This window comes from Streptomyces sp. NBC_00316 (genome assembly GCF_036158715.1).
GTDB lineage: Bacteria > Actinomycetota > Actinomycetes > Streptomycetales > Streptomycetaceae > Streptomyces.
This window is the reverse complement of sequence record NZ_CP108023.1, coordinates 2,430,305-2,454,658: the sequence shown is the minus strand read 5'-3', so window position 1 is coordinate 2,454,658 and position 24,354 is coordinate 2,430,305. Positions and strand designations below refer to the sequence as shown.

Here is a 24,354-nt window from a genome sequence, read left to right as displayed (position 1 = left end):
CTGCCTTGACCAGGAAGTTCCCTTCGCTCACACCTTCGTCGTGGGCGTTCTGCTGTGGCGGAGGGGCCAGGGTCGCCGCCTTCGTCTACCGCATGTCGTAGGACGCATTCATCGACAGGAGGGCGTGAGGCAACGGCCGCGGGAACTGTGAAGTGGTTTAACGCGCAGAGGGGCTGCGGCTTCATCGCCCGGACAGCGGCGGCTCGGACATGTTCGCCCACCGTAGGGCGATCAGCCCGCGGGCTTACGTGAGTTCCAGGAAGGCCAGGCCGTGACGTTCGACGTCAACCGGGGCCAGAAGAGGCCCCGGGCCGAGGCATCGCCCCCTTCAGTCTCAGTCGACGGTGGTGGGATCTGGGGCACTTGTGAGAGCGCCGCGCAGCAGCAGCGCTGCGCGGCGCTGATCTGCGTCGGGACCGGCGTACGGGCTGATAGGGGTGATGTTGCAGGGCGGTGCCACCCGCAATAATTGTGCCTTCCGAGCCGTAAACAGCGACCGCTCTTTCCGGAAAGCTGCATCTTGGGTGGGCCAATATCTATGACCGCGAGACGAGAGTTTAATGCGCCGCGCGGACAGTGTGTTTGCTGCAACGAACAGAGCGGAATTATTAACCGTACACAGGTCACTACCGCATGCTACTGTCGCTCCTAGTTGCAGTCGTGGTTCCCAAAAACTTCAACGCCTCCGCCGGACTTTTCGGCCGCGGGAAGCGTTTTGTATTTCCGGTTATTTTCCGGGCGGGGCATCATCGCGGCGACCCGGTATCCGTGGATTGCGGGTCTCGGCGTACTGCCCCACAAGGAGATATGACATGGCATCTGGCACTGTGAAGTGGTTCAACGCGGCCAAGGGTTTCGGCTTCATCGAGCAGGACGGTGGCGGCGCTGACGTGTTCGCCCACTTCTCGAACATCGCGGCTGAGGGCTTCCGTGAGCTGCTCGAAGGTCAGAAGGTCACCTTCGACATCGCGCCGGGCCAGAAGGGCCCGACGGCCGAGAACATCGTTCCCGCCTGACGCTGGCGCGCACTCCGTAGCGGGGGCCCCTCGGGGTGCGGGCCGGGCCCCAGCTACGGTCATTCCCCGGGGCTTCCCTTGTGCGGCAACGACGCCTGTGGACCTTTTTCCAAGAATGCGGACCTCTTTAAAGATGTGCCCGTAGCCGTCCGGGATTTAACGTCCGCAGGACGTTACCCGTTTCATTGCCTGCATTTGCGCCGGAGTCACCGCAGGCCAGATCTGCTTTCGCATTTCGTTCGGCCCGTTCTTGTGATTCCCCGCGCTGTTCCTCTGCTGCGAGAATTCCTTGATACGTGCCGTATCAAGGAAGGTTCTGAATGAACCCCTCACGTACGAACAACCGCTCCTCCCGTACCCGCAGCCGGACCGGCGGTCCCGCTGTTGGCTCCGGCGCCGGTTCGCCCCGGGGCACCCGCTTCGGCTCGCCCGCCCCGCGCCGTTCCGGAGGGCCGAGCCGCATGGGCGGCCAGGGTCGGCGGCCCGCGGCGGCCCAGGGCGAGTTCGCCCTGCCCAAGACGATCACTCCAGCGCTGCCCGCCGTCGAGGCGTTCGCCGACCTCGACATGCCCGCGCGGCTGCTGGCCTCGCTCACCGCACAAGGCATGCGCATCCCGTTCCCGATCCAGGGCGCGACCCTGCCCAACACCCTCGCGGGCCGCGACGTCCTCGGTCGCGGGCGCACCGGCTCCGGCAAGACTCTCGCCTTCGGCCTGGCCCTGCTGGCCCGCACCGCCGGACAACGCGCCGAACCCCGCCAGCCGCTGGCCCTGATCCTCGTACCGACGCGTGAGCTGGCGCAGCAGGTGACCGACGCCCTCACCCCCTACGCCCGCTCCGTGAGGCTGCGCCTGGCCACCGTCGTCGGCGGAATGCCGATCGGCAGGCAGGCCAGTGCGCTGCGCGGTGGCGCCGAAGTCGTCGTCGCGACGCCGGGCCGCCTCAAGGACCTCATCGACCGGGGTGACTGCCGGCTGAACCAGGTCGCGATCACCGTCCTCGACGAGGCCGACCAGATGGCCGACATGGGCTTCATGCCCCAGGTCACCGCCCTTCTGGACCAGGTCCGCCCCGAGGGCCAGCGGATGCTGTTCTCCGCCACTCTCGACCGCAACGTCGACCTCCTGGTCCGCCGCTACCTCACCGACCCGGTGGTCCACTCCGTCGACCCGTCCGCAGGTGCGGTCACCACGATGGAGCACCACGTGCTGCACGTCCACGGCGCCGACAAGCACCGGACGACGACGGAGATCGCGGCGCGCGAAGGCCGGGTGATCATGTTCCTGGACACCAAGCACGCCGTCGACCGGCTGACGCAGGACCTGCTGAACAGCGGGGTGCGGGCCGCCGCCCTGCACGGCGGGAAGTCGCAGCCGCAGCGCACCCGGACCCTGTCCCAGTTCAAGACCGGGCACGTCACCGTGCTCGTGGCGACGAACGTCGCGGCGCGCGGTATCCACGTCGACAACCTCGACCTCGTCGTCAATGTGGACCCGCCGAGCGACCACAAGGACTACCTGCACCGTGGCGGCCGCACCGCGCGGGCCGGCGAGTCCGGCAGCGTCGTCACCCTGGTCACCCCCAGCCAGCGCCGGGACATGACCCGCCTCATGAAGGCCGCCGGCATCGTCCCCCAGACCACCCAGGTCCGCTCCGGCGAAGAGGCACTCAGCCGTATTACCGGCGCCCAGCCCCCCTCCGGCATTCCCGTGACGACCACCGCGCCGGTGGCCGAGCGGCGTCCGCGCAGCCGCAGCGCGGCCTCCCGCGGCCGACGCAGCCCCGCTTCGGCGGCCCGGCGCGTGACCGTACGGCAGTCCTCCTTCGACGCGGCGGCCTAGAACGTTCATGATCAGGAAGCTGACCCGTCTCTGCAGGAGGCACATTTTGACGCTGGTTCAGATGCAACCCCGCCCGACGGGCGCCACTTCCGTGCACAGGACGGTGGCCGACACCATGGACGCGGCCGGACCGCAGGTCTGTGACGACATGAGCGTCGAGGTGGCGCTGGCCGTCATGGCCGCCGCCGGCACGGCCCGGCTGGTCGTCTGCGACCAGGACGGCCAGTGCACCGGCCTGGTCACCCAGACCGAACTGGCCGCCGTTTGTGACAGCTCCGCTTACACGGACCGTGTCCGCCTGCGTGACATCCTCGGCGACCACGGCGCGTTCACCTCACCCGTGACCGCTGCGGCCGAAGCCGAGCACGCGATGCACTACCTCCGGCTCGGTGCCCTACCGGTGGTCGAGGAGCAAGGCAGCGCCCTGGGCATCCTCGCCCTCTCCCTCTGAAGCGCCTCACCCTGGTCGGACCGTTTTCCCTCTTCTCCCTGTGAGGCCACATGCGCTGCGTTATCGCCCGCTTCCCCTTCGAGCTCACCAAGAGCGGCGTGCTGGAATCGATGAAGGGCATCAAGCCCGAACCGGGCACCGGCGAATCCGTGACGATCGGCCGCCGCCGCTACCCCGTCAAGCAAGTCGGCCAGGTCGTCACCCGCCAGGACCGCCGTGACTTCAGCGCCGCCGAGGTCCTCCGGGCCATGACTCAGCTCGGCTTCACTTGCCGCACCCTCCCCGAGGCCGCACCCGTGCGCATCCTCAGCTCGCTCCAGCGAGCTTCCGCGATGCTCGGCACCCCCGTATCCGTCTGACCGACGGAACAGGCACGAGTCGACACCTGAAACGGCAGCGGGTCCGACCGGCGCGCCGGTCGGACCCCCACTGCGTGCGACGGGTTCCCGCCGCACTGGTTGCTCAGAGGTCGGAATAGCTGAAGTCGCCCACGGTCCAGGCGCTGACGTCCTCGATCGCGACCCGGTACATCCCGCCCGTCTCCGGGATGCCCACCGTGCCCTGCAGGATCCGGGCGACATGGAAGTGCAGATGCGTGGGCGGCCCGTCCTTTTTCGTGGGGGCGTCGAAGATGGAGGAGAACTCTCCCAGGCGGTCGGAGTCCGTCAGCACCTCCGACACCCTCAGCCTCCACACAGCTTCGGGAGCCAGCCGACCGGTGATGACAGCACCACCGGTGACTACGGTCAGGGACATCTGATTGCTCTGCCCGGACTCCACCAGGGCGGCGACGTCAATGAGCAGCTCGTCAGGCTTCGACATGAGGCAGATTATATTCACCGGCCATCCGGCTGCTTGAGCGGTGGCGCTACCAGGCAAGATGCGCGCTCACGGTCTTGCCGCCGGAGGCCCGGCGGGTGACCGCGGTGGCGCGGGCGAGTCGGTTGACCATGGGCCAGCCGAAGCCCCCGGTGCCGCCGTTCAGGTCAGGGTGCGCATGCGCGGCGCATGCCGGCTGGGGTCGTGGACGGTCACCTCGATGGTGTCGGGGTGCGCGGTCAGTTCCAATGTGCAGGTGCCCCCGTCGTAGCGGCAGGGCGTTGGTGACGAGCTCGGACACGACCAGGACCACGGTGTCCGCGGCATCAGGGGCCACGGCCGGCTGCCGCAAGCCTTCGAGGAAGGCCCGAGCCGCATCACGCGCGTCGGCAACGGCTCCCGTGGAACGGGCGCTTGTGGCATTGACGGTCATCATGTTCATCAGGGTCACCCTGGTCCGTGGATGGTCCATGCCCGGCCTTCGCTTACCCGACCCTCGTGCCCCGCCCCTCCACCCGCCAACCCGGCAGAGCCACAGTGCTTGCCGAAGCGGACTGAGGACCACAGTCGACGCTTGGCCGCACGCTGCCGTGCGCCCGTGTCACGATGCCGGCCCACGGCCTGCCCGAGTCGTGGGCTCGCGCCGATTCGAGCAGGCGACCCATCCACGGCGATGCCACCGGCCGGGCGAGCACGAGAGTGACCGCGGGACAGTAAACAGATCCTCGACAAGGCACTGACGCGGCAGCAGGAGCGCCAGGCTGCGGATCGCGGCACCTGCACGCACGCTTCCACGAGCTGCTCGATCATCGGGCCGGGATCGTCGAGGGCGGCGCAGGTCCTTGTGCCACGCCCGTCAACGCTAGACCGTGGGGTGATACGGCCGGAAACGTCCGTCCCCGGTCGGTGTGTCAGTCACTGCCCAGTGTTGGCCGGTGCCCGCCGACGGTAGCCGCGCGCAGTCGGCGACGTCACGCTCAGCCCGGCGTGCTGCGCGGCTGTGGGTCACTCCGGGCGCCGGACTGAGCTTCGGAGCTGCTTGAACCATCCATAGATTGGTCGACGCGGATTACCTCATCTTCGTGTGCGCAGAAATCTATGTCCGCTGGAGTAGACATTGGGTGGCGGCGTGGTTATGGTTTCTCTCGTAGCCGAGATCAGCAAGGCCCGGCAGAGACGAACTGGCGGGCAGTAGTACACGCAGTTGCAGTTTGCAGGGCGGTGCGGTGGTGGAGTTCCGAAGCCAGGGCTGTTGGTGACGGGGCTGACGGCCGGACCGGGTGGCCCGCAGTGATCAGGGGCCGCCGTGAGCAGGAGCGCAGTAGTAGTTCAGTAGGTTGGTAGTTCCTCGGTGAAGGCGTCGGCTGCGGGCGCGCGCACTGGGAGGTTCGGCAGTGGGGTTCTAAGCCAGAGCAGATGCAGGACGGGCGACGGGGCTGGCTGCCGAAGAGTGGCGCTGTCGCAGGCCACTGAGCAGTACGCAAGAGCAGTACCAGCAATAGGTAAGTAGTTGATCCCAGAGGGAAGAACGGAGGAGCCAGGCGCCATCAGGATCGCCCGGGCGGAAGTCTTGCACCCGGGTACCGCAGGACATCGATAGTGAGGTGGTCTCCGGTCAAGCAACCGCGATCCCCGCACCCCCGACAGCATTCCGGTCGGGTCTGCGGACACAGAAGGCCGGCGCAGTACCAGAGCCGGCAGATGGTGTAGCAGTTCCTTCGGGGTCCTGGTGCCGTACGGCACCAGGGCCCCTCCACGCGTTCCACAGAGAGGTGCAATGACAGCAGACGACTCGTTCGGCCGTCTCGACGACGACGACTACCCCGCCTACACCATGGGCCGGGCCGCCGAGATGCTCGGCACCACCCAGGGCTTCCTCCGTGCCATCGGCGAAGCCCGGCTGATCACCCCGCTCCGATCCGCGGGCGGCCACCGCCGCTACTCCCGCTACCAGCTGCGCATCGCCGCCCGCGCCCGGGAACTCGTCGACCAGGGCACCCCCATCGAGGCTGCCTGCCGCATCGTCATCCTCGAAGACCAGCTCGAAGAAGCCCAGCGCATCAACGCCGAATACCGCCACGCCGCCGAATCAGCGAACCCCCCGGCTGCGACGTGAGGCGAGCGTGCCCGTCAGCGTCGGCGGGCACCGCGCGCACGATCTCGGTGTGAGGCGTGATCGTTTCCTATGGTGACGCGGTGTGTGGGCGTGTAGCGTCTGCGTCAGCTGTCGTGGTTCGGAATTCTCCCTTGCCCACGCCTTTGGTGTGGGCGCTTTGCTGTGCTGTGCCGCAGGAACCAGGGCGATCACCTCTGCCTTCCACATGGAGTGGGAGGCGTTCATCGACTGGAAGGCATAAGACATGGCAACGGGAACTGTGAAGTGGTTCAACGCGGAGAAGGGCTTCGGTTTCATCGCGCAGGACGGCGGCGGCCCGGATGTCTTCGCGCACTACTCCGCGATTAACTCCTCGGGCTTCCGTGAGCTCCAGGAGGGCCAGATCGTGACGTTCGACGTTACCCAGGGTCAGAAGGGCCCGCAGGCCGAGAACATCAACCCGGCCTGACCTCTCAGCCTTGCCCGAGGGGTCATGCACACCGTGTCCGGTGACCGCGCGGCCCGTGTGGGCCGTGCCGCTCACCCGGACGAAGGCGCCTGCTCTCGTGCCGGGCGTGCACAGGATCAGGGCCGCGCAGCCATTGCTGTGCGGCCCTGATTGGTTGAGGCGCGGGGCCGGTGCGACCTCGGCCCGGAACTTCCTGACCTCAGTCGCTTCAAGCGTCGTCGGGCTCGGGCGCCGCATGCCCTGCACGGCTGTCGTGCAGCTTGGAGGAGCAGACGGTCAGACGCCAGTCCAGGCATCGACAAAAGTTTTCCGTCCAGCCGGATCGTCCCATCTGCGGTCCGCATGCAGGACGCGCCAGGCGGTGAGCTCGAGATCTCGGAGACACCGTCCCCGTCAGGCCCGCATACGGTCACGGTCACTCCTCGCTGGCGCTCAGGGCTCCGTCCCGCGTGGGCGAGGGGCCGGCCAAGCCCCGGTGCCGGTCAGATGTCATTGCACCACAGAGCCCCTGAACGGATGCGCCCGTCGGCCAACCGCCCGTCGAACGGCCCGGCACCGGCGTGTCGAACGCCCGGCCCCCGCAGTCGCCCGGCTCACCAGAGTTCGTGTCACACCGGCACAGGCAGCGACCCATGGTGCTTGCTGGTGTTGCGCTCCAGGATGCTCGTTGACGCCCGGAGGTCGCAGGCGCGATGCGGGCCGGCTCATGCCGAGCGACTGTGACGCCAGTGGAGAAAAGTGGTCACAGCCCACGCAGCGGGCACGCTCCGTCGCCAGCGGCGACAAAATGAGGGTCCTGCGGCGGGGGTGTGAACCGTCGGTCCGCGACGAGGGCGAATTGGGTGCCCCAGGTGATCGATGCCTCGCTCGCCGCGCTGACGGGGGCGACGTGGTGTTTGTACCGGACTCGGCGACCTCGCTCCGCTCGAGGAGCTGAGGGCGGCGGAGCTCGGCATCCGGGCGGCGGCCGACCACAGACAGGGCCCATCGAGGCGGAGTTGATGCCCGCGCAGACCCGAGGTCGGTTGTAGCAACTCCTGGGGGTCGTGTTCAAGAACGGCACCGGGATCCGCAGTTGACTGACGAGCGTCCTGGAGCCCCAGCTGGTCCGTGCAATGACCGGGCACGGTACTGCTGTGGTGCAGGAGTCGGTGGCCGCCGTCCCGCTGCACGACTTGGCAGACGTAGACCGGCCGGGTGACACGGGTGGTGTGAAAGCTGAGCGGGACGCTCCTGAGGAAGCACTCTTGTCTGCATGGGCGCGAGGGAGTGCCGCGCCAGCCGGAGATGACGCCCATTTGACGCTCCGAGCGTCCGCAAGGCCCCTCCGGGAAGGCGGAAACCGCTGCTGACCTGGGACTATGCAAGGTCTCGCATCTTGCGACATGGTTTCGATGACGTCGCACGTGGAGTGCGTGGCGATTCTTGAGCCCGCAGCAAAGGGCCTCTGACCTGCTGATTTCATCATTCCTCCGGTTACGGGCGGCGCGTGCCGACATGTTTCCGTAGGTGCACCGGGTCGAGGGGACGGATTCGCGGTACTCGACGTCTGACCTGCGGTTTCGGTGCGAACCGGATCGGTGTGACGACCAGTGCAAAGTCGTGATCCCGATGCCTTCGACGCTCACGTGACGCTCCGCCGGGAGGCCCGATCTGCCCTCGCCAGGGGCGGCGGGGCTCACTGATGTTGTCACGGCGCCCACCGGGTTCGACCGCAGGGAGCCGTGTCGGGCGAGCGCACATGGTGGGAGGGCCAGTCAGCCGACCGCAAGGTGCAGGACTGCCGTTCTCTCACCCCGCGTGGGACGACGTGCGCCCCTGCGGCGGTCGCGCTGGAAGGGGACGTCGGGCCGGGGGAACGGTACTGCACCGCCAAGAACCGTGTGGTCAACCCGTGTGCCCTCGCAGGAACTCGGTGCGGGCCTTGCCCGGATGGAACGCGGCCGTGTCATCGTCCATGCGGAAACCGCCCAGGACGACGCTCTCGCGGACGTGGGATCCGCCCTGGCCGGCACCCTGCACGCGAGCGAGTCCCTGAAGGGTCTCCCGCATCGCGTGCCCGTCGGCCGGCCGACGGGCACGCGCTGCATCAGGTGTTGAGCAACCAGATGGACAGGTTGAGAGTGGCGGCGAACGTGACCCAGGCCGCGTACGGCAGGAGCAGCGCGGCGGCGGCCCGGCGCCGCCGGCTGAACGCGTTGATGGTGGCGGCCAGCGCGATCAGCAGGAGACAGATGTCGACGAAAGCCCATCCGTAGGCGTCGGCGGCGAAGAACAGCGGAGTCCAGGCGAGGTTCAGAGCGAGCTGGGCGGACCACCAGCCCATCGTCACCGCGCTCCTGGCCCCGCTGTGGCGCAGTACGAGCCAGGCGGCTACGGCGATCGTGCCGTAGAGCACGGTCCATACAGGGCCGAAGAGCCATCCCGGTGCAGCCCAGGACGGCCTCGTGAGCGCCTTGTAGGTCTGGCCGGCGTCGGCGGCGGCGAAGCCACCCAGCGCGGCCACCGCGTAACACACCGCCAGCAGGAGCAGCAACGTCGGCCAGCCCGCGGGTGGCCGGCCGGTCGGCTCGCGGCCCTCGTCGCCCGACAGTTCGGCCATGTTCTTCCTCCGATCGGTCCCCGGGCCTGGGCCGCGAGGCCATGCAGGCCACCGAGACCTCCGACCCCGTCACCCAGCATGCTCATCGAGCAGCTGCGCGGGTTGGAACTGTTCCAGTGGTTCGTCCGCGCCCACCTCGAGTCCAGCGGCGGCAGGCTCAGCACGCGCCGTGCCACCACGGAGACCGGAGCTGCCGGGCAGGCCGCTGATCAGGCCCGCGACCAGCCATGACCCACAACCTGGCGGCCCGGGCCGGCCACTGGGCGGAGGAGTTCGGGGTGACGGCGGCGCCGCTGTCGCCCCCCGTGGGCCGCGTTGTCGATTCCGGAAACCATGGGGGTCGTCCCTTCGTACGCAGTCCGTGCCTGCTGCCGGGTCTCGAAAGGGTCGCGCGGGTGGGCGGTGTCCCGGAAGCACCCGCGCCGTCGCTTCTTCGGCTCGGTCAGATGCCCGTTCCGTGCGCGTCGCCGAGGTCGACGGCCAGACGCAGCCGGTGCAGGCCGCGGCGGGCGTGACTCTTCACCGTTCCCAGGGGCACACCGGTGCGTTGAGCGATCTGGACCTGCGTCAGGTCCTCATAGAAGGCCATGCAGAGCACCTCGCGCTGAGCGTGCGGCAACCGGGACAGGGCCTCGACCAGCAACACGCGGTCGAGCACCTCGCCCGGTATCTCCTGGACGAACCGGGTGGGCGTGGCTTCGTGGGCGGCCGAGTCGACGAGGGCCAGACGCCTCGTCCTGGCGGCCAGCGCGTCAATGATCTTGCGGCGTGCGATGCCGACCAGCCAGGCACCGAGTGCGCCCCGCTCCGGGCGGAAGCCGTGCCGCCCGCCCCAGGCGCCGATGAAGACCTGCTGAGTCACGTCTTCGGCCTCGTCAGCGTCGCCGAGGGACCGGGTGGCCATGGTGTGGACGAGTGGTCCCCAGCGCCGGTAGATGGCCGCGAACACCTCCTCGTCAGCGGCGACGAGGCCGCGGGCGAGGTCCTCCTCGTGCCGCGTCTCCGCCACGGGCGGGACCAGAGCGGTACTCGGTCGCGTGGTCGTGTTCATGGCACGTTCCTCCTGCCGTGCGCCGTCCGGGGACGAAAGAGCGTGTCCGGACGGCAAGTCCGCCGGTCCGCCGTGCGCGTGCTTGCAGTGTGGGACGCGGAAACGACGCAAGCAACGTGCGTCGTTTGTGCGTCGTACAGTGGAGGCATGAGTGAGCCTGATGAGGAAAACGGTGAGGACCACGACGGCCGGTACGGCGAGGGTGGTCCGCCGGACGGCGGACTGACCACCGGCGAGGTGGCCCGGCGCCTGGGGGTGGCGCCCACCACGGTCCGCACGTGGGACCGCCGGTACGGCCTCGGGCCCGACGCGCACACGGGCGGCCGGCACCGGCGCTGGACCGCCAGGGACGTGGCGCGGCTGGAGCGGATGTGCGCGTTGACGGCGACAGGGCTGCCCCCGGCCGAGGCCGCACGGCTCGCGCGAAGCGGGGAATCACCGGTGGCGGCCCGGCCTCGACGGACCGCCGGGCCACAGCGGGCTTCGGCTCGGGCCCGCAGCCGGGCGGGGAGCGGCCTGCGGCTCGGAGACGTACGTCAGGAGTGCAGGGGAATCGCCCGGGCCGCCCTGCGCCTCGACGCCGCCGCGCTCGACGAACTGCTGCTCACCGCGATCACCGAGCACGGACTGGTCGCCGCTTGGACCGAGGTGATCGTGCCGACGCTCCAGGCGGTCGGCCGCAAGTGGGAGACGTCGGGCGAGAAGTACGTCGAGGTCGAGCACTTCCTGTCCTGGCACGTCTCCGGCGCGCTGCGGCGCGCCACGCCCCACACGGTCGCCGCCCGTGCCGGCGCCACCACGGTGCTCGCCTGCGTCCCGGGGGAGAACCACACCCTGCCGTTGGAAGTGCTGGCCGCGGCATTGACGGAGCGCGGCGTTCCGGTGCGTATGTTCGGCGGTGCCCTGCCCGTCGAGTCGCTCGTCGCGGCCGTGCGCAGGACCGGGCCGGCCGCGGTCGGGCTGTGGGCGCAGTCCCGTACCACCGCCAGCCGGCCGTTGGCCCAGCACGTCGCAGTCATGGAGTGGGGAGTGCGCGGTGCCCGTCGCAGGCCGGTCGTGCTGACGCTGGGACCCGGCTGGGCGGGGCAGGCGGTGGCGGGCCTGGCGCGTCCGTCGGGACTCGCCGAGGCGGTCGCCGCTCTGGAGTCGTCGGCCTCCTGGTGACGTGTTGCCGTCCGACGGCACTTGGTCGTGGCGCCTGGGCAGCGGCCGCGGAACATGGTCCGCTGGACCAGTGGTCGCGGCCGCGTCGTTCGTCCACGGGCGAGCGTTGCTTTCGCGCCACGTTCCGGCACGGGTCTGTGCCCGCTGGTTCACGGGTACCGGCCGAGGAAGGGGCCGAGCGGACGGCCCTGATGTGCGGGTGCCACGGGTACGACGTCGACCGAGGAGAAGCATGAGCGAGGAACATCGCCGGGCACCGGACGTGGTCGTCGTCGGTGCGGGCCTGTCCGGCCTGGTGTGCGCGCTGGACCTGTGCCGTGCGGGATGGCGGGTGATTCTGCTGGAGGCGTCCGAAGGCGTGGGCGGGCGCATGCGCACGGACCGGCGGGACGGGTTCCTGCTGGATCGTGGTTTCCAAGTGTTCAACACCTCGTATCCGCAGGTGAAGCGGCGCATGGATCTGAGGAGCCTGCGGCTGCGGCCGTTCACCGCGGGCGTCGTCGCGCATACGTCGAAGGGGCCGGTCCGCCTCGCCGACCCGACGAGGGAGCCCAGTGCGGCGGGGGCTCTGCTGACGGGGCGGGTTGTCTCGCCGCGCGACCTGGCCGCGCTGGCGGCTCTCACCGTGCGGGACGCCGTTCTGCCCGCTTCCGCCGCCAGACGGCGCGAAGACGGCTCCACCTCGGCGGCCCTGGCCCGGGCGGGAGTGTCGGACGCCGCGGTCGCCGACATCCTGCGGCCGTTCCTGTCCGGCGTCTTCCTGGAGGACCGGCTGGAGACCTCCGCACGCTTCTTCCACCTGGTCTGGCGGAGCATGGTCCGAGGGTCTCTGTGCCTGCCGGCACAGGGCATCGGCGCCGTCCCGGCCCAACTCGCCGACGGCCTGCCCGGCGGCGTACTGCGGCTCGGCACCCCCGTCGCCGAGGTCACCGACACCGGAGTGCTGCTGGAGGACGGGAGCGAGGTGCCGGCCCGGACGGTGGTGGTGGCGACGGACCCGGCGACCGCCACCCGCCTGCTGCCGGACCTGACCGTGCCGGACACACGCACCGTCACCACCTACTACCACGCCATCGGCAGGACACCGATGGCCGAACCGACCCTGATGGTGGACAGCACCGGAGCGATCCTGAACACCTGCGTACTCAGCGAGGTCGCCCCCACGTACGCGCCCCGCGGCACTGCGCTGATCTCCACCTCCGTACTGGGAACCGACCTCCCCGGCAGGGCACAGGCGGTGCTATGCCGTCTGGCCGAGCTGTACGGTACCGACACGAGCGGCTGGCAGCAGGTCGCCGCCTGCACGGTCGAGGGTGCGCTGCCCGCGATGCTTCCCCCCTGGCCGCTGAGCCGCACCACCCGCCTTCGCCCAGGCAGGTACGTGTGCGGGGACCACCGGGCGACCGGATCGGTGCAGGGCGCCATGGCGTCGGGGGCGCGCGCCGCGCGCGAGGTGGTCGCCGACCGGGGGCCAGGAGGTGACGCCGGGGTGTGAACGGTGTCCGGCCGCATCCGCGGACAGCCCTGGACGCGAAGCAGTGACGATCGGATGAACCCGTTGGTCGTATCGAGGGGTGAAGCGTGGAACTGAGCGGTGCCCGTGTCCTGGTGGCCGGTGCCACGGGAGCGCTGGGCGGTGCGATCACCGCCGAACTGGCCGACCGGGGCGCCCGCGTGGCCCTCGCCGGACGCGACCGCGGCCGCCTGGCCCACACCGCGCGGGCGTATCCCAGTGCCCCGACCGCCGGCTTCGACGCCTACGATCCCGGGTCGTGTGCTCGGGCCGTGCACGAAGCGGCGGCAGCCCTCCAAGGACTGGACGTCGTCGTCGCGTTCGGGCCGGTGGCCTTCGGTGCGGCCGAGGAGATCGGTGACGAGGTCGCGGAGCACCTGATGGCGGTCAACCACCTCGCGCCCGCCGCGTTCTTCCGCGCCGCGCTCGGCATCCTGCGACGCGGTTCGGCGATCGCCGCCGTCACCGGCGTGGTGGCCGAGCGCCCGCAGCCCCGGATGGCCGACTACAGCGCCTCCAAAGCCGCGCTCGCCGCATGGCTGGACGCCGTCCGCCGCGAAGCACGGAGCGCCGGTGTCGCGGTACTGGAGATCCGGCCGGGTCATCTCGACACAGGCATCGCGACTCGCCCCGTGGCGGGCACCGCCCCACCCCTGCCGGAGGGCGGCGACCCGCGTCACGTCGCCGGCGCCGTCGCGGACGCGCTGGAGGCCGGCGCCGAGCTGCTGCGCTCGGGCCCCGACAAAAGCCCCGTCGTCGAACGGCGAGCCCGGTGACACCCCGCCCCGCCGAGGACTCCGACGTGATCGTCATCGGTGGTGGTGCGGCCGGCCTCAGCCTCGCCCACCGGCTGACGGAGAAGGGCGCCGCCACTGTGACCGTGGTCGAGCCGCCGGACGGTCCGCTCCGCCCCGCGGAACGGACCTGGTGCTACTGGGACGCGGGCGTCGACGGCCTGGAAGAGGCGGTCAGCGCGTCCTGGTCCGTGCTGCGTCTGCACGGCGCCGATCGCCGGCCGGTCGTTGTCGGACCTGCCCCGTTCACCTACCGCATGGTGCGCTCCGCCGACTTCGAGCGGCTGGTCCACGGCCGGCTGGCCCGCTCGGACGGCGGGCGTCTCCTGCGCGCGACGGTGGAATCGGTCCGCGGTGTGCCCGGAGGCGCGGAGGTCCGGTGCACGCTGCCCGGGGGCTGGTCCCTGACGCTGCGCGCCCGGCGGGTGTTCGACTCGCGGCCGCTGCCTGTCCTGCCGCCGGCGCGCACGCGGTTGCTGCAGCACTTCCGCGGCTGGTTCGTACGTACCGACACCGACCGGTTCGACCCCTCGGTCGCGGATCTGATGGACTTCCGGGTTCCTCAGCCGGCGCACGGACTCGCCTTCGGCTACGTCCTGCCGCTGGCGCCGGACCGGGCGCTCGTGGAATACACCGAGTTCTCCGGCAACGCGCTGACCACCGAGGCGTACGAATCGGCTCTCGGTCACTACTGCCGAGACGTCCTCGGGCTCGGCGCGCTCACCGTGGAACGGGCGGAGCAGGGGATCATTCCCATGACCGACGCCCGCTTTCCGCGACGGGCCGGTCCCGCCCACTTCCGTGTCGGAACCGCGGGGGGCGCCACTCGTGCGGCCACCGGCTACACCTTCGCGGCGGTGCAGCGACAGAGCAGAGCCATCGCCGCCGCCCTGCGCGACGGGCGCACCACCATCCCCGCACCCCACGGGCGGAGGGCGTCGGCCATGGACGCGGTCCTGCTGCGTGCCCTGGACACCGGGCGCATCGACGGCCCGCGATTCTTCACCGACCTGTTCCGCCGGATCCCGGCGGAGCGCCTGTTGCGCTTCCTCGACGGCGCCACCTCCCTGCGGGAGGAGTGGGGCATCGGGCTGCGCACCCCTGTCCTGCCGATGCTTCGTACGGCCGCCGAACTGCCCTTTGTGCCCCGACGCTCCCAGCCCTTCGCAAGAACCGGAGACAATCACCGATGAGCCTCCTGCGCGAGCACGACCTGGCCCGCGCCTTCGACCACGCCGCCTGCACCTACGACAGCCTCACCTCTCTCAACCCCGGCTACCACACCGACCTCCTGCGCTCGGCCCGCCGGCTCCGGCTCCCCAACGACGGCGCCGGACTGCACGTTCTCGACCTCGGCTGCGGTACCGGCGCCTCCACCCGGGCCCTGCTCAGGGCCGCGCCCCGGGCCCGGATCACGGCTGTGGACGCGTCGGCGGGCATGCTGCGCCGCGCCCTGGCCAAGCCGTGGCCCGCACGCGTGCGGTTCCTGCACCTGACAGCCGAGGAGGTCACGGCGGCCGGCGAGGGCCCCTTCGACGCGGTCTTCGCCGCCTACTTGTTCCGCAACGTCACCGACCCGGACGCGGTCCTGGGCAGCGTCCGGACCCTGCTGCGGCCGGGCGGACGTATCAGCGCCCACGAGTACACCCTGAGCGGCCGGCGGCTGCACCGGGCGTTGTGGACGGCGGTGTGCCACGGCGTCGTCATCCCGGCGGGCACGCTCACCGGCGACCGGGCCCTGTACCGCCACCTCTGGCACAGCGTCATCGCCTTCGACACCGCCCCCGCCTTCGCCGACCGGCTGACGCGAGCCGGCTTGACCGGAGTGCGCGTCGCCCCGGTCGCCGGATGGCAGACGGGCATCGTGCACACCTTCCTCGCCCGCAACGGCCCGAGCCCGGCACGCCCGACCACGGCAAGGGAGCGAGCCCGGTGACGGCCCGCCGTACCGCTGCCGCCCGACGAGGCCGCGACCGCAAGGCCGAGGTTCTGGCGCCGCCACCCGGCAGGGACCGGTTCCAGCGCGGGGTCGAGCCGTCCGTCGCGGTGATCGGTGGAGGGATCGCCGGTCTCGCCGCGGCCACCCTGCTGGCCGAGCGGGGTGCCCGCGTGACCCTGTACGAGAAAGAGGATGCACTGGGCGGCCGGCTCTCCGGTTGGCCCACCAGGCTGGCGGACGGCTCCTCCGTGACCATGACCCGCGGGTTCCACGCCTTCTTCCGCCAGTACTACAACCTGCGCGGGCTCCTCCGCCGTACCGACCCTGCCCTTTCGCGGCTCACCCCGCTGCCCGACTACCCCCTGCGGCACAGTGGCGGCCTGACCGACAGCTTCGCCCGAGTTCCGAGAACGCCGCCTTTCAGCGCGCTCGGCTTCGTCGCCCTCAGCCCGAGCTTCGGCTGGCGGGACCTCGCCGCCATGGACGCCCGGGCGGCACTGCCTCTGCTCGACGTGCGGGTGCCCGAGGTGTACGAACGCTTCGACGAGGTCACCGCAACCGGCTTCCTGGACAGCGTGAGTTTCCCGGAAGCTGCGCACCACCTGGCGTTCGAGGTGTTCTCACGCAGCTTCTTCGCCGACCCGTGCGAACTGTCCGCCGCCGAACTGCTGCTGATGTTCCACATCTACTTCCTCGGATCGGCCGAGGGACTGCTCTTCGACGTACCGGGCGAACCCTTCCCCCAGGCGCTCTGGGACCCGCTTGGCGACTACCTCCAGCGCCTCGGGGTGGACATCCGCACCGGCACCCCCGTCCACGGCGTGCTCCCCCTCGGCGACGGTGGAGCGCACGTGCACACCGACACCGGCGCCGGGCGCCACCAAGCCGTGGTGCTCGCCCTCGACCCCGGGAGCCTGCGCCGGATCGTCGGCGCGTCACCCGGCCTGGGCACGTCCGACTGGTGCGAGGACATCGCGGCCCTGCGCACCGCACCGCCGTTCCTCGTCTCCCGGCTCTGGCTCGACCGGCCGGTCCGCGCCGACCGGCCCGGATTCCTCGGCACCAGCGGCTACAGCGGGCTCGACAACATCAGCGTCCTGGAGCGGTACGAGGGCGAGGCCGCTCGCCGGGCCGCACGGACCGGTGGCTCGGTCGTGGAACTGCACGCCTACGCCGTGGACCCGGCGGCCGAACCGAAGGAGGTGCAGGACATGCTCGTCGACCGGCTGCACCAGGTGTACCCGGAGACCCGCGAGGCGCGCATCGTCGACGCCCGGCACGAGTGGCGCTCGGACTGCCCGCTCTTCGAGGCCGGCTCCCACCGCCGGCGACCCACCGTGCGCACCCCTCATCCGTGGCTGACCCTGGCCGGCGACGGGATCCGCTGCAACCTGCCCGTCGCCCTCATGGAACGGGCCGCCACCACGGGCTTCCTGGCCGCGAACGCCCTGCTCGCCGACCGGGGGGTGCGCGGCCAGGTCCTGTGGACGGTACCCCGGTCGGGCCGTTCACCCTTGCTCCGGGCGCTCGGAGCCGTCGCAGGGCGCCACTCGTCTCGCTGACCGGTGCCCGGTCAGCCGGGGAACCGTCCGGTGCTGCGCAGCGTCCAGCGCCGTTCGGCGTAGGCCAGGTCGTCGCGCCACAGGCGGCCGGCCGTACGGCGCATCAGCGGGCGCAGTACGGGGGCGGCGGCCCGCGCCAGGGCGAAGCCGGGCCGGTCCGACGCGGCGACGACCGCCTCGACCACGGCGGTGCGCGGACGCTCGTGGTCGGGCCCGGTCAGCGGCGTCGCGTGTGTCTCGACCACGGACGTGGCGCCCTCGCCGTCGGTGATGCGCATGACGACCGTGCGCGGCTCCGGCGCCGTGAACTCGGCCCGTACCGGAACCACGAGCCGCCCGGCCACCCGGAAGGAGACATCGACGACGAAGGCGTCGTCCTCGTCCCCCCGCGGCTCCCGCGCCACCGACAGGTCGACGAACGAGTACGGGTGGAACCACGAGCCGTGCCACGGATCGAGCCGGTTGGCCACCACGTCCTGCGGTTCGCACCGTCCTACCGCCGTGAACACCGCGTCCACCCCACGGCCCCTCGCCGGTCGAGCGGGCACGACAGGCCGCTCGGTGGGCTCCTCGCCACCCACCGCGTCCAGCCGCACCCAGACGAGTACGCCGTCGTCGTGCACGGGAAACGGCTGCCAGCCGGCGGACGGAGAACCGTCCAGGGCGAGCCCGTGCCAGTGGCAGACCAGCGTGCCGCACACCACCCGGCTGTCGCGCAGGGGAGCGCCCAGGTGCGGGCAGACGCCCGAACCGGCATGGGGCTCGCCGTCCTCCGAGCGCCACAGCACGACCTCCACACCACCGACCGTCCGGCCGTACGGGCGATCGTCCGCGCGCACGTTCCGGGAGGCACCGACCACGAACCAGTTGCCGGACGGACGGGCGGACGCCCGCTCGAGTGCGTCGGCGACGAGCGCCGGCCGCGCCTGGCGCCAAGTCGGTGTCTGCGCCGCCCAGTCCGGGCCGGACCTCCGCCGCCGCAACGGCGGCGACCAGCGCTTGCCGTCCCTTCGACCACTCACCGCACCGGCCCCTTCCACTCGACTGCCGGACCACCCGCCGGGGCCGCTCGGTGCGCGGCGCGAGTGAGCCACCGGGCACCGGCCACGCGCAGCGCACCGGCCGCGGCCGTTGCCGCCCGACGCCGGCGCGACACCACCGCACGGCGATGCAGCACGGTGTAGTCCTGCTCGGCGATCGCGTCGAGAATCCCGCCGTAGAGGGTGAACGCGGCACGGATACAGGGACGCACCCGCGGATCGAGCATCGCGATGCCCGGCTCCGCCGTCCGGTACACGCCCCGCGTCATGGCCTCCGCCGCGACCAGAGCGGCGCGGATCCGAGAATCGCGCCGCCCGGTGCGCCGGCTCCACTCCAGCAGGGGCCGGTCCACACCGTGCGCGGCCAGCAGATCGTCGGGCAGGTAGACGCGGCCCCGGTCGAGATCCTCACCCACGTCGCGCAGGAAGTTGGTGAGCTGGAACGCCACACCGAGCGCCGCCGCGTGCGGTGCCGCCTCCTCCCGGGCCGTGACCGTACCGAGGACCGGCAGCATCTGCAGGCCGATCACCGCCGCCGAACCGTGCACGTACCCCTGCAGATCGGCGTAGGTGGGGTAGTGGGTGACGGTCAGGTCGGCACGCATCGAGGACAGGAAGTCGGCGAAGAGGGCATGATCGATGTCGTAGCGGTCGGCGGTGTCCGCGACGGCCCGGACCACCGGTTCGTCGCCTGCTCCGGCGCGCAGCCCGTCGGCCAGGTCGCTCTCCAGGCGTCGCAGCAGCCGGTCGCGCTCCTCGGGCGCGCGATGGCGGTCGTGGTCGTCCACGATGTCGTCCGCCCAGCGGGCGAAGCCGTACAGGGCGTGCACGGCGGAGCGGCGTTCGAGGGGCAGCAGGCGGGTGGCCAGGAAGTAGGTCCTGCCGTGGCGGGCGTTGAGCCGTCGGCACTGGGTGTAGGCGGCGCGCAGTGCGGGATCGGTGATCCCGGCGGCGTCCAGTTCACGACGGGTCATCAGCACCTGCCGGGGCCGGGACGGAGGATGCGTCGGTCGCGGTCGAGGACGGCGCCGTCCGTGCGGGCCGGGTACCGGTGCCGCCGGTGACGCGCGTGGCGGCGAGTTTGCCGCTGATGAGTACGGTCGGTACGCCGACGCCCGGAGTGGTACCGCAGCCGCCGAGCACCACGTTGTCCAGCCCCCGTACGAGGTTGCGCGGGCGGAACGGTCCGGTCTGGGCGAAGGTGTGGGAGACGGAGAAGGGGCTGCCGGCGGCGTGGCCCTGCCTCGCCCAGTCGAGCGGCGTCACCAGAAGCTCTTCCTGGATGCTGTCCGCGAACCCGTCCAGGCCCCGGCGCTCCAGTTCACCCACCAGGCGGTCGCGGTAGCGCGGGCCGAGGCCCCGCCACGCGGCGGCTGTGGGACCGACCGCTGTGTTCGGACAGGGGGCGAGGACGTAGTGGAGGTGGCGTCCCGGCGGTGCCAGGGCGGGATCGTGTGCGGTGGGGCGGGTGATGAGCAGAGAGGGGTCGCTCATCAGCTCGCCCGTGCGGGTCAGCTCGTCGAAGGTGCGCTGCCACGCGGCGCCGAAGGAGATGGTGTGGTGAGCGAGGTGCGGCCAGGTGCGGTCGGTTCCCGCGTGCAGGATCACGGCGGACGGTGAGTGACGCAGCCGTGCCGGCCGCCGGGGCGCCCGCCCCAGCAGCCCGTAGGCGGCGGGCAGTTCGCACGTGAGCACCACCGCGTCGCAGGGGATGCGCTCGCCGGAGGCCAGGTGGACGGCCCGTACTCGGTCCGCGGAGCGCTCCAGCGTGCGTACTTCGGCAGTCCAGCGCAGATCGGCACCGGCTTCCGCCGCCGCGTCGGCCATGGCGCGGGGGAGTGCGTGCATTCCGCCCTTGGGGAACCAGACGCCGGCCACGGTGTCCATGTAAGCGATCACGGCGTAGGCCGCGAGTGCTCGGGCCGGGGCCACCCCGGCGTACAGCGCCTGGAAGGAGAAGACCCGGCGCAGGCGCTCGTCGGAGAGGAAGCGGCCGATGCGGCCGTCCAGCCGTCCGAAACCGCCCAGCGCCACCAGCCGGGCCAGATCCGGGTGCAGCAGTTGGAAGGGCGAGTCGAAGTTCGTGTCGATGAAACGGCGCATCTGGACCCGGTACAGACGTTCCAGCCACTGCCGCAGGTCGCGGTATCCGGCCGCCTGCGCCGGTCCGGCGAAGCGCCGTACCTCCGCCTCCATCGCCTCGCCGTCGGTGTGCACGTCGAGCGAGGAACCGTCCGCGAAGCACGCCCGGTAGGCCGGGTCCAGAGCCGTCAGCCCGACGCGGCGGTGGAGGCTGTCCCCGACGGCGGCGAACGCCTCGTCGGCCAGGTGCGGCATGGTCAGCACCGTGGGGCCGGTGTCCAGCTCGTAGCCGCCCAGTCGCACCCGGCCTGCCCGGCCGCCGGGACCGGCGTCCCGTTCGACGACGGTGACCCGGCGGCCCGCACCCAGCAGGTGCAGGGCACAGGCCAGCCCGGACAGCCCGGCACCCACCACGACGACATGGTCGGTCGGCCCCGGCACCCTCTTCACGCGACCTCCTCGGCACGGCGCTGGGCCACACCCGTCGCGCGCGAGACCAGCGCGGCGAACTCGTGCCGCACGGCAGGGCGTGCACCGGCGCGCTCGAAGTGCGCGAGGCTCATGTTGGTCAGCTCCTCGATCTTCGCCTCCACCAGGTCCCGGGCGCCGGTGCGCTGCAGCGCGGACCGCACCTGCCGTACGGCCTTCTCGGACTTCGGGTCCGCGTCCGGAGCCAGCGCCGTGGCAGCCTGGTGATCACCGGCGGCGTCGGCGAGCCGGACGGCGACGGCGAGGAGGTAGGTGAGCTTGCGGGAGCGCAGGTCGTCGTCGGCCGGCTTGCCGGTCAGCGCCGGGTCGCCGAAGGCGCCGAGGAGGTCGTCACGGAGCTGGAAGGCCAGCCCGGCGCACCGGCCGGCCGCCCGCAGCGCGTCCAGTACGTGTTCGTCGGCGCCGGCCAGCGAAGCGCCCAGCGTGAGCGGTCGGGCGACGGTGTACAGGGCGCTCTTCAGGGTGGCGATGGTCAGCGCCTCGTCGGCACCGGAGGACCGGGCGGCCTGGGCGTGCAGGTCGCGGTACTGTCCGGCGACCATCTCGGTGCGCATCGCCCGCCACTCCTCGTGCAGGCGCGAGCCGTGCGGCGTGCCGAGTGCCGTCTCCGTCAGCAGGTCGTCCGCCCACGCCAGCGCCAGGTCACCGGCGAGCACGGCGGCCGACGTGCCGAACGACTCCGCTTGGCCGTGCATGCCCATCGCCCAGTGAACGCGCGCGAAATGTACGTGCAGGGCCGGTGCGCCTCGTCGCTGTGCGGATCCGTCCATTACGTCGTCGTGTACGAGGGCGCATGCCTGGAGCAGTTCGAGGGCGGCTCCCGTGCGCAGGACGGCTGTGGCGTCTCCCGAGCCACCCGCGGCGCGCCAGCCGCAGTGGGCGAACGCGGTGCGCAGGCGTTTGCCTCCCCGCACGGCCAGCGTGGCGAGGCGGTCGGCCAGCTCCCGGGCGAAGACGGCGTCGACGGTACGGGAGTGACGCAGTCGTTCGTCGAGTACCTGCTCGAGGACTGTGCCGACGGCGTCCGCTGCGTCGATCGCGGTGAGAGGCTCGTCGACGAGTTCGGCCGGTGGGGCCACCATCGGCGGCAGTCCAGGCATGCGCAACCCCTTCTCACTCTTGGTTATCCGCACGGCACTGTTTCCGCCGGGTGCCCTGTTACGGATGCACTGATTCCTTGCCCGTCCGGCACCCGACGCCGACCGAACTCACCTCAGCGGCGCAACGGGCGGGATCTCATGGTGGTGCGTCGCCCCGCGCGCGTTCCTGTTCGCGTACGTCCGCGAGGTCGGCGAGCCGGTCCAACTGCCGCACCGGCCGGGCGACGCGCTGGTTGCCGGCCAGCAGGTCCCGGTGCCGGTCGAGGAAGGCCCAGTAGCCGGCGGTGTACGGGCACGCGTGCTCGCCGGTGCGGTCGCCCGGCCGGTAGACGCACGGGGCGCACAGGTCTTTTGGCGCGGGTGCCGACGTCTTCGGCGCGGCCATTGTGGTGCGGGAGGGTGAGGCCGGCGTCGACGGCGGAACGGCCGAGTTCGAGACCGTTCGCAAGGCATGTAGGTGGGCAGGGCCACCGGTGCGGACAGCTGCGATCTGTTGGGTGTGCTTGGCGCCGTTGTCGACAGCGGGGAGGGTGAGGAGTTCGGCAGGGGCGTGGTAGCGGTGGCCCAGCGGGCGCTGCGGGAGCGCACCTCGGTCAGCCTTGTCAGAGGTTCTTCGACTGTCGGCCGTGACGCTCGTGCGACGCTCCGGGTGCCCGCGCGCAGGGTGAGCAGCCCAAAAAGTGCCCCTATGGTTTTCGTCAAGCTGCGGCGATGGGTGCGGGCGCGTAGAACGTGCCGTCTCGGAGCATCGCGAAGAGCACGTCGATGCGGCGCCGGGCCAGGCAGATGATGGCTGCGACGTGGTGCTTGCCTTCTCGGCGTTTCTTGTCGTAGTAGGCGCGTGAGTCCGGCTGCGACAGCGATGCGAAGGCGGCTAGGTAGAAGGCTCTCTTGAGTTGTTTGTTGCCTCGTCGGGAGGGGTGTTCACCCCGGATGGACGAGCCGGATCTGCGGGTGGCAGGAGCCAGGCCAGCGTAGGCGGCCAAGTGTGCGGCGGTCTTGAAGTTGCTGCCGTCGCCGACGTCGATGAGGATCCGGGCTGCGGTCCTGACACCGATGCCGGGCATCGAGATCAGGACCTGGGAAAGAGGGTGGGCCTCCAGCAGTTCCTCGATCTTGGTAGCGAGGACTTTCCGCTGGTCGAGCACGGTCCGGAGGGAGCCGGTGAGGCTGGGCACGATCAGTGCGGCAGCGTCGGTGCCCGGAACGACCACGGTCTGCTCGTCCAGTGCGGCGAAGATGTCTTCGACGAGACGTTCGGCCATGCGCGGAGCCGCGGGTCGCAGCAGGGATACCAGCCGTCGTCGGCCGGCCTTCCTCAACTGGGCTGGTGAGCCATAGCGTTCAAGGAGAACCAGCACGGCCGGGTGGTCGAGCCGCGAGCCCAGGACCCGCTCGAGTGAGGGGTGAATCTGGGTGAGGAGTCCGCGCAGGCGGTTCTTGGTGCGTGTCACCTCGCCGGCGAGGTCGTCGTCGAAGCCGACAATCATCTCCAGCTCTGCGATCGTCTCGTCGTTCGGCGCGAGATCGCGCAGGGTGTGCGGCATGGTGCGGGCGGCGTCCGCGATGACCGCCGCGTCACGCGCGTCGGTCTTGGACTCACCCGGATAGAGATCAGCTATCCGCCGCATCGTCAGACCCGGCAGATAGGCAACGCGGCAGCCCGCATCGCGAGCCACGGCCAGCGGCAGCGCGCCGATCGAGGCCGGCTGATCCACAACTACAAGCACTGTGCCGTGTTTGGCCTGCAGCTTCGTGAACAGCTCGCGTAGCCGCGGCTCGTTGTTGGGCAGTGGCCTGTCGAAGACTCTCTTGCCTGCTGGAGTGAGGGCGGTGCCGTGATGCTCGCCCTTCCCGACATCCAGACCGAGGTAGACATCGATCTCGCCCGAGCCGTTCACGTACCCTCCCCAGCGGCGTTTTCCCCGGCCTCACCTGTGGCATCAGCGTGCCGGCATCCACGTTACGAAGGCCTGCTTCATCCCGGTACGGAATGAGCGGTCATGCCCCTGATCAGCGGTCTGCCAATGCCTCCGAGGCCGGTGACACCACTTTTTCGACCATGATCGACAAGGGGCTCAAGTCATGCCGGGCTCGAAGGCCGGGAGTCCCATTGCGGGACCACGAAAACGGTAACGGGTCTCTGACCTGCGCTTTCCTGGAGATCACTCATGCCGACATCTTTCCGATGACGTCGCACGTGGAGTGCGTGGCGACTCTTGAGCCTGCGGACAAGGGTGCCTGACCTGCGGTTTTGTGGAGTGGGTGGGTTGCTCGACCTGTTTCCCTCTGTGCAGCGGGTCGAGCGGACGGATTGACCCTTGTAG

21 protein-coding genes and 4 pseudogenes are annotated in these 24,354 nt (G+C 70.8%); 14 read left to right on the top strand and 11 right to left on the bottom strand.

Going from position 1 to position 24,354, the window contains the following annotated elements; translation table 11 throughout:
• Nucleotides 1–147 precede the first annotated feature (147 nt).
• The 5 genes and pseudogenes from OG878_RS10865 to OG878_RS10845 all read left to right on the top strand — a co-directional run.
• Nucleotides 148–316 (top strand): annotated as a pseudogene (locus OG878_RS10865) (cold-shock protein); the annotation flags it as partial.
• A gap of 496 nt (nucleotides 317–812) precedes the next feature.
• Nucleotides 813–1,016 (top strand): cold-shock protein, encoded by a 204-nt coding sequence (locus OG878_RS10860; protein ID WP_030980875.1) that lies wholly within the window; start codon nucleotides 813–815, stop codon nucleotides 1,014–1,016.
• 320 nt (nucleotides 1,017–1,336) lie between these two features.
• Complete coding sequence (locus tag OG878_RS10855; protein WP_328886594.1) at nucleotides 1,337–2,857, top strand: DEAD/DEAH box helicase; 1,521 nt, start codon at nucleotides 1,337–1,339, stop codon at nucleotides 2,855–2,857.
• Nucleotides 2,858–2,903: 46 nt separating this feature from the next.
• Nucleotides 2,904–3,308 carry a CBS domain-containing protein gene (locus OG878_RS10850; protein WP_328886593.1) on the top strand — a complete coding sequence of 135 codons (405 nt, stop codon included), beginning with the start codon at nucleotides 2,904–2,906 and terminating at the stop codon, nucleotides 3,306–3,308.
• Nucleotides 3,309–3,358: 50 nt separating this feature from the next.
• Nucleotides 3,359–3,667, top strand: coding sequence for an SCO5918 family protein (locus OG878_RS10845; protein WP_030980872.1), 309 nt, complete (start codon nucleotides 3,359–3,361; stop codon nucleotides 3,665–3,667).
• A 103-nt stretch (nucleotides 3,668–3,770) separates the two neighbouring features.
• Here the strand turns inward: OG878_RS10845 and OG878_RS10840 are convergent, their stop codons facing one another.
• Nucleotides 3,771–4,130, bottom strand: a complete 360-nt coding sequence (locus OG878_RS10840; protein WP_328886592.1) for a hypothetical protein — start codon at nucleotides 4,128–4,130, stop codon at nucleotides 3,771–3,773.
• A gap of 46 nt (nucleotides 4,131–4,176) precedes the next feature.
• Nucleotides 4,177–4,569, bottom strand: a pseudogene (locus OG878_RS10835) (ATP-binding protein).
• Nucleotides 4,570–5,904: 1,335 nt separating this feature from the next.
• Between OG878_RS10835 and OG878_RS10830 the strand changes: the two are divergent.
• Nucleotides 5,905–6,243 (top strand): MerR family transcriptional regulator, encoded by a 339-nt coding sequence (locus tag OG878_RS10830; protein ID WP_328886591.1) that lies wholly within the window; start codon nucleotides 5,905–5,907, stop codon nucleotides 6,241–6,243.
• Between the two features lie 244 nt (nucleotides 6,244–6,487).
• Nucleotides 6,488–6,691: a cold-shock protein gene (locus tag OG878_RS10825; protein ID WP_008734837.1), complete on the top strand. Its 204-nt coding sequence runs from the start codon at nucleotides 6,488–6,490 to the stop codon at nucleotides 6,689–6,691.
• 1,887 nt (nucleotides 6,692–8,578) lie between these two features.
• Here the strand turns inward: OG878_RS10825 and OG878_RS10820 are convergent.
• Both OG878_RS10820 and OG878_RS10815 read right to left on the bottom strand, forming a co-directional pair.
• A complete protein-coding gene (locus OG878_RS10820) occupies nucleotides 8,579–8,743 on the bottom strand; it encodes a hypothetical protein (protein ID WP_328886590.1) in 165 nt (54 codons plus the stop codon).
• A gap of 37 nt (nucleotides 8,744–8,780) precedes the next feature.
• The gene (locus OG878_RS10815) at nucleotides 8,781–9,293 is read right to left on the bottom strand and encodes a TspO/MBR family protein (RefSeq protein ID WP_328886589.1); all 513 of its coding nucleotides are present in this window, start codon (nucleotides 9,291–9,293) and stop codon (nucleotides 8,781–8,783) included.
• Between the two features lie 32 nt (nucleotides 9,294–9,325).
• Here OG878_RS10815 and OG878_RS10810 point away from each other — a divergent pair.
• Nucleotides 9,326–9,524: pseudogene (locus OG878_RS10810) on the top strand (DNA starvation/stationary phase protection protein); the annotation flags it as partial.
• 211 nt (nucleotides 9,525–9,735) lie between these two features.
• Here the strand turns inward: OG878_RS10810 and OG878_RS10805 are convergent.
• Nucleotides 9,736–10,344 (bottom strand): RNA polymerase sigma factor, encoded by a 609-nt coding sequence (locus OG878_RS10805; protein WP_328886588.1) that lies wholly within the window; start codon nucleotides 10,342–10,344, stop codon nucleotides 9,736–9,738.
• A 147-nt stretch (nucleotides 10,345–10,491) separates the two neighbouring features.
• Between OG878_RS10805 and OG878_RS10800 the strand changes: the two genes are divergently transcribed.
• From OG878_RS10800 to OG878_RS10775, 6 genes are all read left to right on the top strand, one after another.
• On the top strand, nucleotides 10,492–11,508 hold the full coding sequence (locus tag OG878_RS10800) for a MerR family transcriptional regulator (RefSeq protein ID WP_328886587.1): 1,017 nt from the start codon (nucleotides 10,492–10,494) through the stop codon (nucleotides 11,506–11,508).
• A 232-nt stretch (nucleotides 11,509–11,740) separates the two neighbouring features.
• Nucleotides 11,741–13,003, top strand: a complete 1,263-nt coding sequence (locus tag OG878_RS10795) for an NAD(P)/FAD-dependent oxidoreductase (protein WP_328886586.1) — start codon at nucleotides 11,741–11,743, stop codon at nucleotides 13,001–13,003.
• Nucleotides 13,004–13,089: 86 nt separating this feature from the next.
• Entirely contained in the window at nucleotides 13,090–13,797 is a 708-nt protein-coding gene (locus tag OG878_RS10790) for an SDR family NAD(P)-dependent oxidoreductase (RefSeq protein WP_328886585.1), read from the top strand.
• The gene (locus tag OG878_RS10785) at nucleotides 13,794–15,008 is read left to right on the top strand and encodes a lycopene cyclase family protein (protein WP_328886584.1); all 1,215 of its coding nucleotides are present in this window, start codon (nucleotides 13,794–13,796) and stop codon (nucleotides 15,006–15,008) included. Before OG878_RS10790 ends, OG878_RS10785 begins: the two co-directional genes overlap by 4 nt.
• The gene (locus tag OG878_RS10780) at nucleotides 15,005–15,751 is read left to right on the top strand and encodes a methyltransferase domain-containing protein (protein ID WP_328886583.1); all 747 of its coding nucleotides are present in this window, start codon (nucleotides 15,005–15,007) and stop codon (nucleotides 15,749–15,751) included. The genes OG878_RS10785 and OG878_RS10780 overlap by 4 nt, the downstream gene beginning before the upstream one ends.
• Entirely contained in the window at nucleotides 15,748–17,316 is a 1,569-nt protein-coding gene (locus tag OG878_RS10775; protein ID WP_328886582.1) for an FAD-dependent oxidoreductase, read from the top strand. The genes OG878_RS10780 and OG878_RS10775 overlap by 4 nt, the downstream gene beginning before the upstream one ends.
• 11 nt (nucleotides 17,317–17,327) lie before the next feature.
• Here OG878_RS10775 and OG878_RS10770 read toward each other — a convergent pair whose 3' ends face one another.
• From OG878_RS10770 to OG878_RS10745, 6 genes and pseudogenes are all read right to left on the bottom strand, one after another.
• A complete protein-coding gene (locus tag OG878_RS10770) occupies nucleotides 17,328–18,338 on the bottom strand; it encodes a DUF5914 domain-containing protein (RefSeq protein ID WP_328886581.1) in 1,011 nt (336 codons plus the stop codon).
• The gene (locus tag OG878_RS10765) at nucleotides 18,335–19,330 is read right to left on the bottom strand and encodes a phytoene/squalene synthase family protein (protein WP_328886580.1); all 996 of its coding nucleotides are present in this window, start codon (nucleotides 19,328–19,330) and stop codon (nucleotides 18,335–18,337) included. Before OG878_RS10765 ends, OG878_RS10770 begins: the two co-directional genes overlap by 4 nt.
• A complete protein-coding gene (gene crtI / locus OG878_RS10760) occupies nucleotides 19,317–20,888 on the bottom strand; it encodes a phytoene desaturase family protein (protein ID WP_328886579.1) in 1,572 nt (523 codons plus the stop codon). The genes OG878_RS10765 and crtI overlap by 14 nt, the downstream gene beginning before the upstream one ends.
• Nucleotides 20,885–22,027, bottom strand: a complete 1,143-nt coding sequence (locus OG878_RS10755) for a polyprenyl synthetase family protein (protein ID WP_328886578.1) — start codon at nucleotides 22,025–22,027, stop codon at nucleotides 20,885–20,887. Before OG878_RS10755 ends, crtI begins: the two co-directional genes overlap by 4 nt.
• A gap of 136 nt (nucleotides 22,028–22,163) precedes the next feature.
• Nucleotides 22,164–22,376 (bottom strand): annotated as a pseudogene (locus tag OG878_RS10750) (cryptochrome/photolyase family protein); the annotation flags it as partial.
• A 349-nt stretch (nucleotides 22,377–22,725) separates the two neighbouring features.
• Nucleotides 22,726–23,928, bottom strand: a complete 1,203-nt coding sequence (locus tag OG878_RS10745; RefSeq protein ID WP_328886577.1) for an IS110 family transposase — start codon at nucleotides 23,926–23,928, stop codon at nucleotides 22,726–22,728.
• Nucleotides 23,929–24,354: the final 426 nt, after the last annotated feature.

Bases quoted from the DNA above. Each gene is read 5' to 3' on its own strand.
- OG878_RS10860 (WP_030980875.1), top strand. From the start codon at position 813: ATGGCATCTGGCACTGTGAAGTGGTTCAACGCGGCCAAGGGTTTCGGC.
- OG878_RS10855 (WP_328886594.1), top strand. From the start codon at position 1,337: ATGAACCCCTCACGTACGAACAACCGCTCCTCCCGTACCCGCAGCCGG.
- OG878_RS10845 (WP_030980872.1), top strand. From the start codon at position 3,359: ATGCGCTGCGTTATCGCCCGCTTCCCCTTCGAGCTCACCAAGAGCGGC.
- OG878_RS10840 (WP_328886592.1), bottom strand. From the start codon at position 4,130: ATGTCGAAGCCTGACGAGCTGCTCATTGACGTCGCCGCCCTGGTGGAG.
- OG878_RS10830 (WP_328886591.1), top strand. From the start codon at position 5,905: ATGACAGCAGACGACTCGTTCGGCCGTCTCGACGACGACGACTACCCC.
- OG878_RS10825 (WP_008734837.1), top strand. From the start codon at position 6,488: ATGGCAACGGGAACTGTGAAGTGGTTCAACGCGGAGAAGGGCTTCGGT.
- OG878_RS10820 (WP_328886590.1), bottom strand. From the start codon at position 8,743: ATGCGGGAGACCCTTCAGGGACTCGCTCGCGTGCAGGGTGCCGGCCAG.
- OG878_RS10815 (WP_328886589.1), bottom strand. From the start codon at position 9,293: ATGGCCGAACTGTCGGGCGACGAGGGCCGCGAGCCGACCGGCCGGCCA.
- OG878_RS10805 (WP_328886588.1), bottom strand. From the start codon at position 10,344: ATGAACACGACCACGCGACCGAGTACCGCTCTGGTCCCGCCCGTGGCG.
- OG878_RS10800 (WP_328886587.1), top strand. From the start codon at position 10,492: ATGAGTGAGCCTGATGAGGAAAACGGTGAGGACCACGACGGCCGGTAC.
- OG878_RS10795 (WP_328886586.1), top strand. From the start codon at position 11,741: ATGAGCGAGGAACATCGCCGGGCACCGGACGTGGTCGTCGTCGGTGCG.
- OG878_RS10780 (WP_328886583.1), top strand. From the start codon at position 15,005: ATGAGCCTCCTGCGCGAGCACGACCTGGCCCGCGCCTTCGACCACGCC.
- OG878_RS10765 (WP_328886580.1), bottom strand. From the start codon at position 19,330: ATGACCCGTCGTGAACTGGACGCCGCCGGGATCACCGATCCCGCACTG.
- OG878_RS10755 (WP_328886578.1), bottom strand. From the start codon at position 22,027: ATGCCTGGACTGCCGCCGATGGTGGCCCCACCGGCCGAACTCGTCGAC.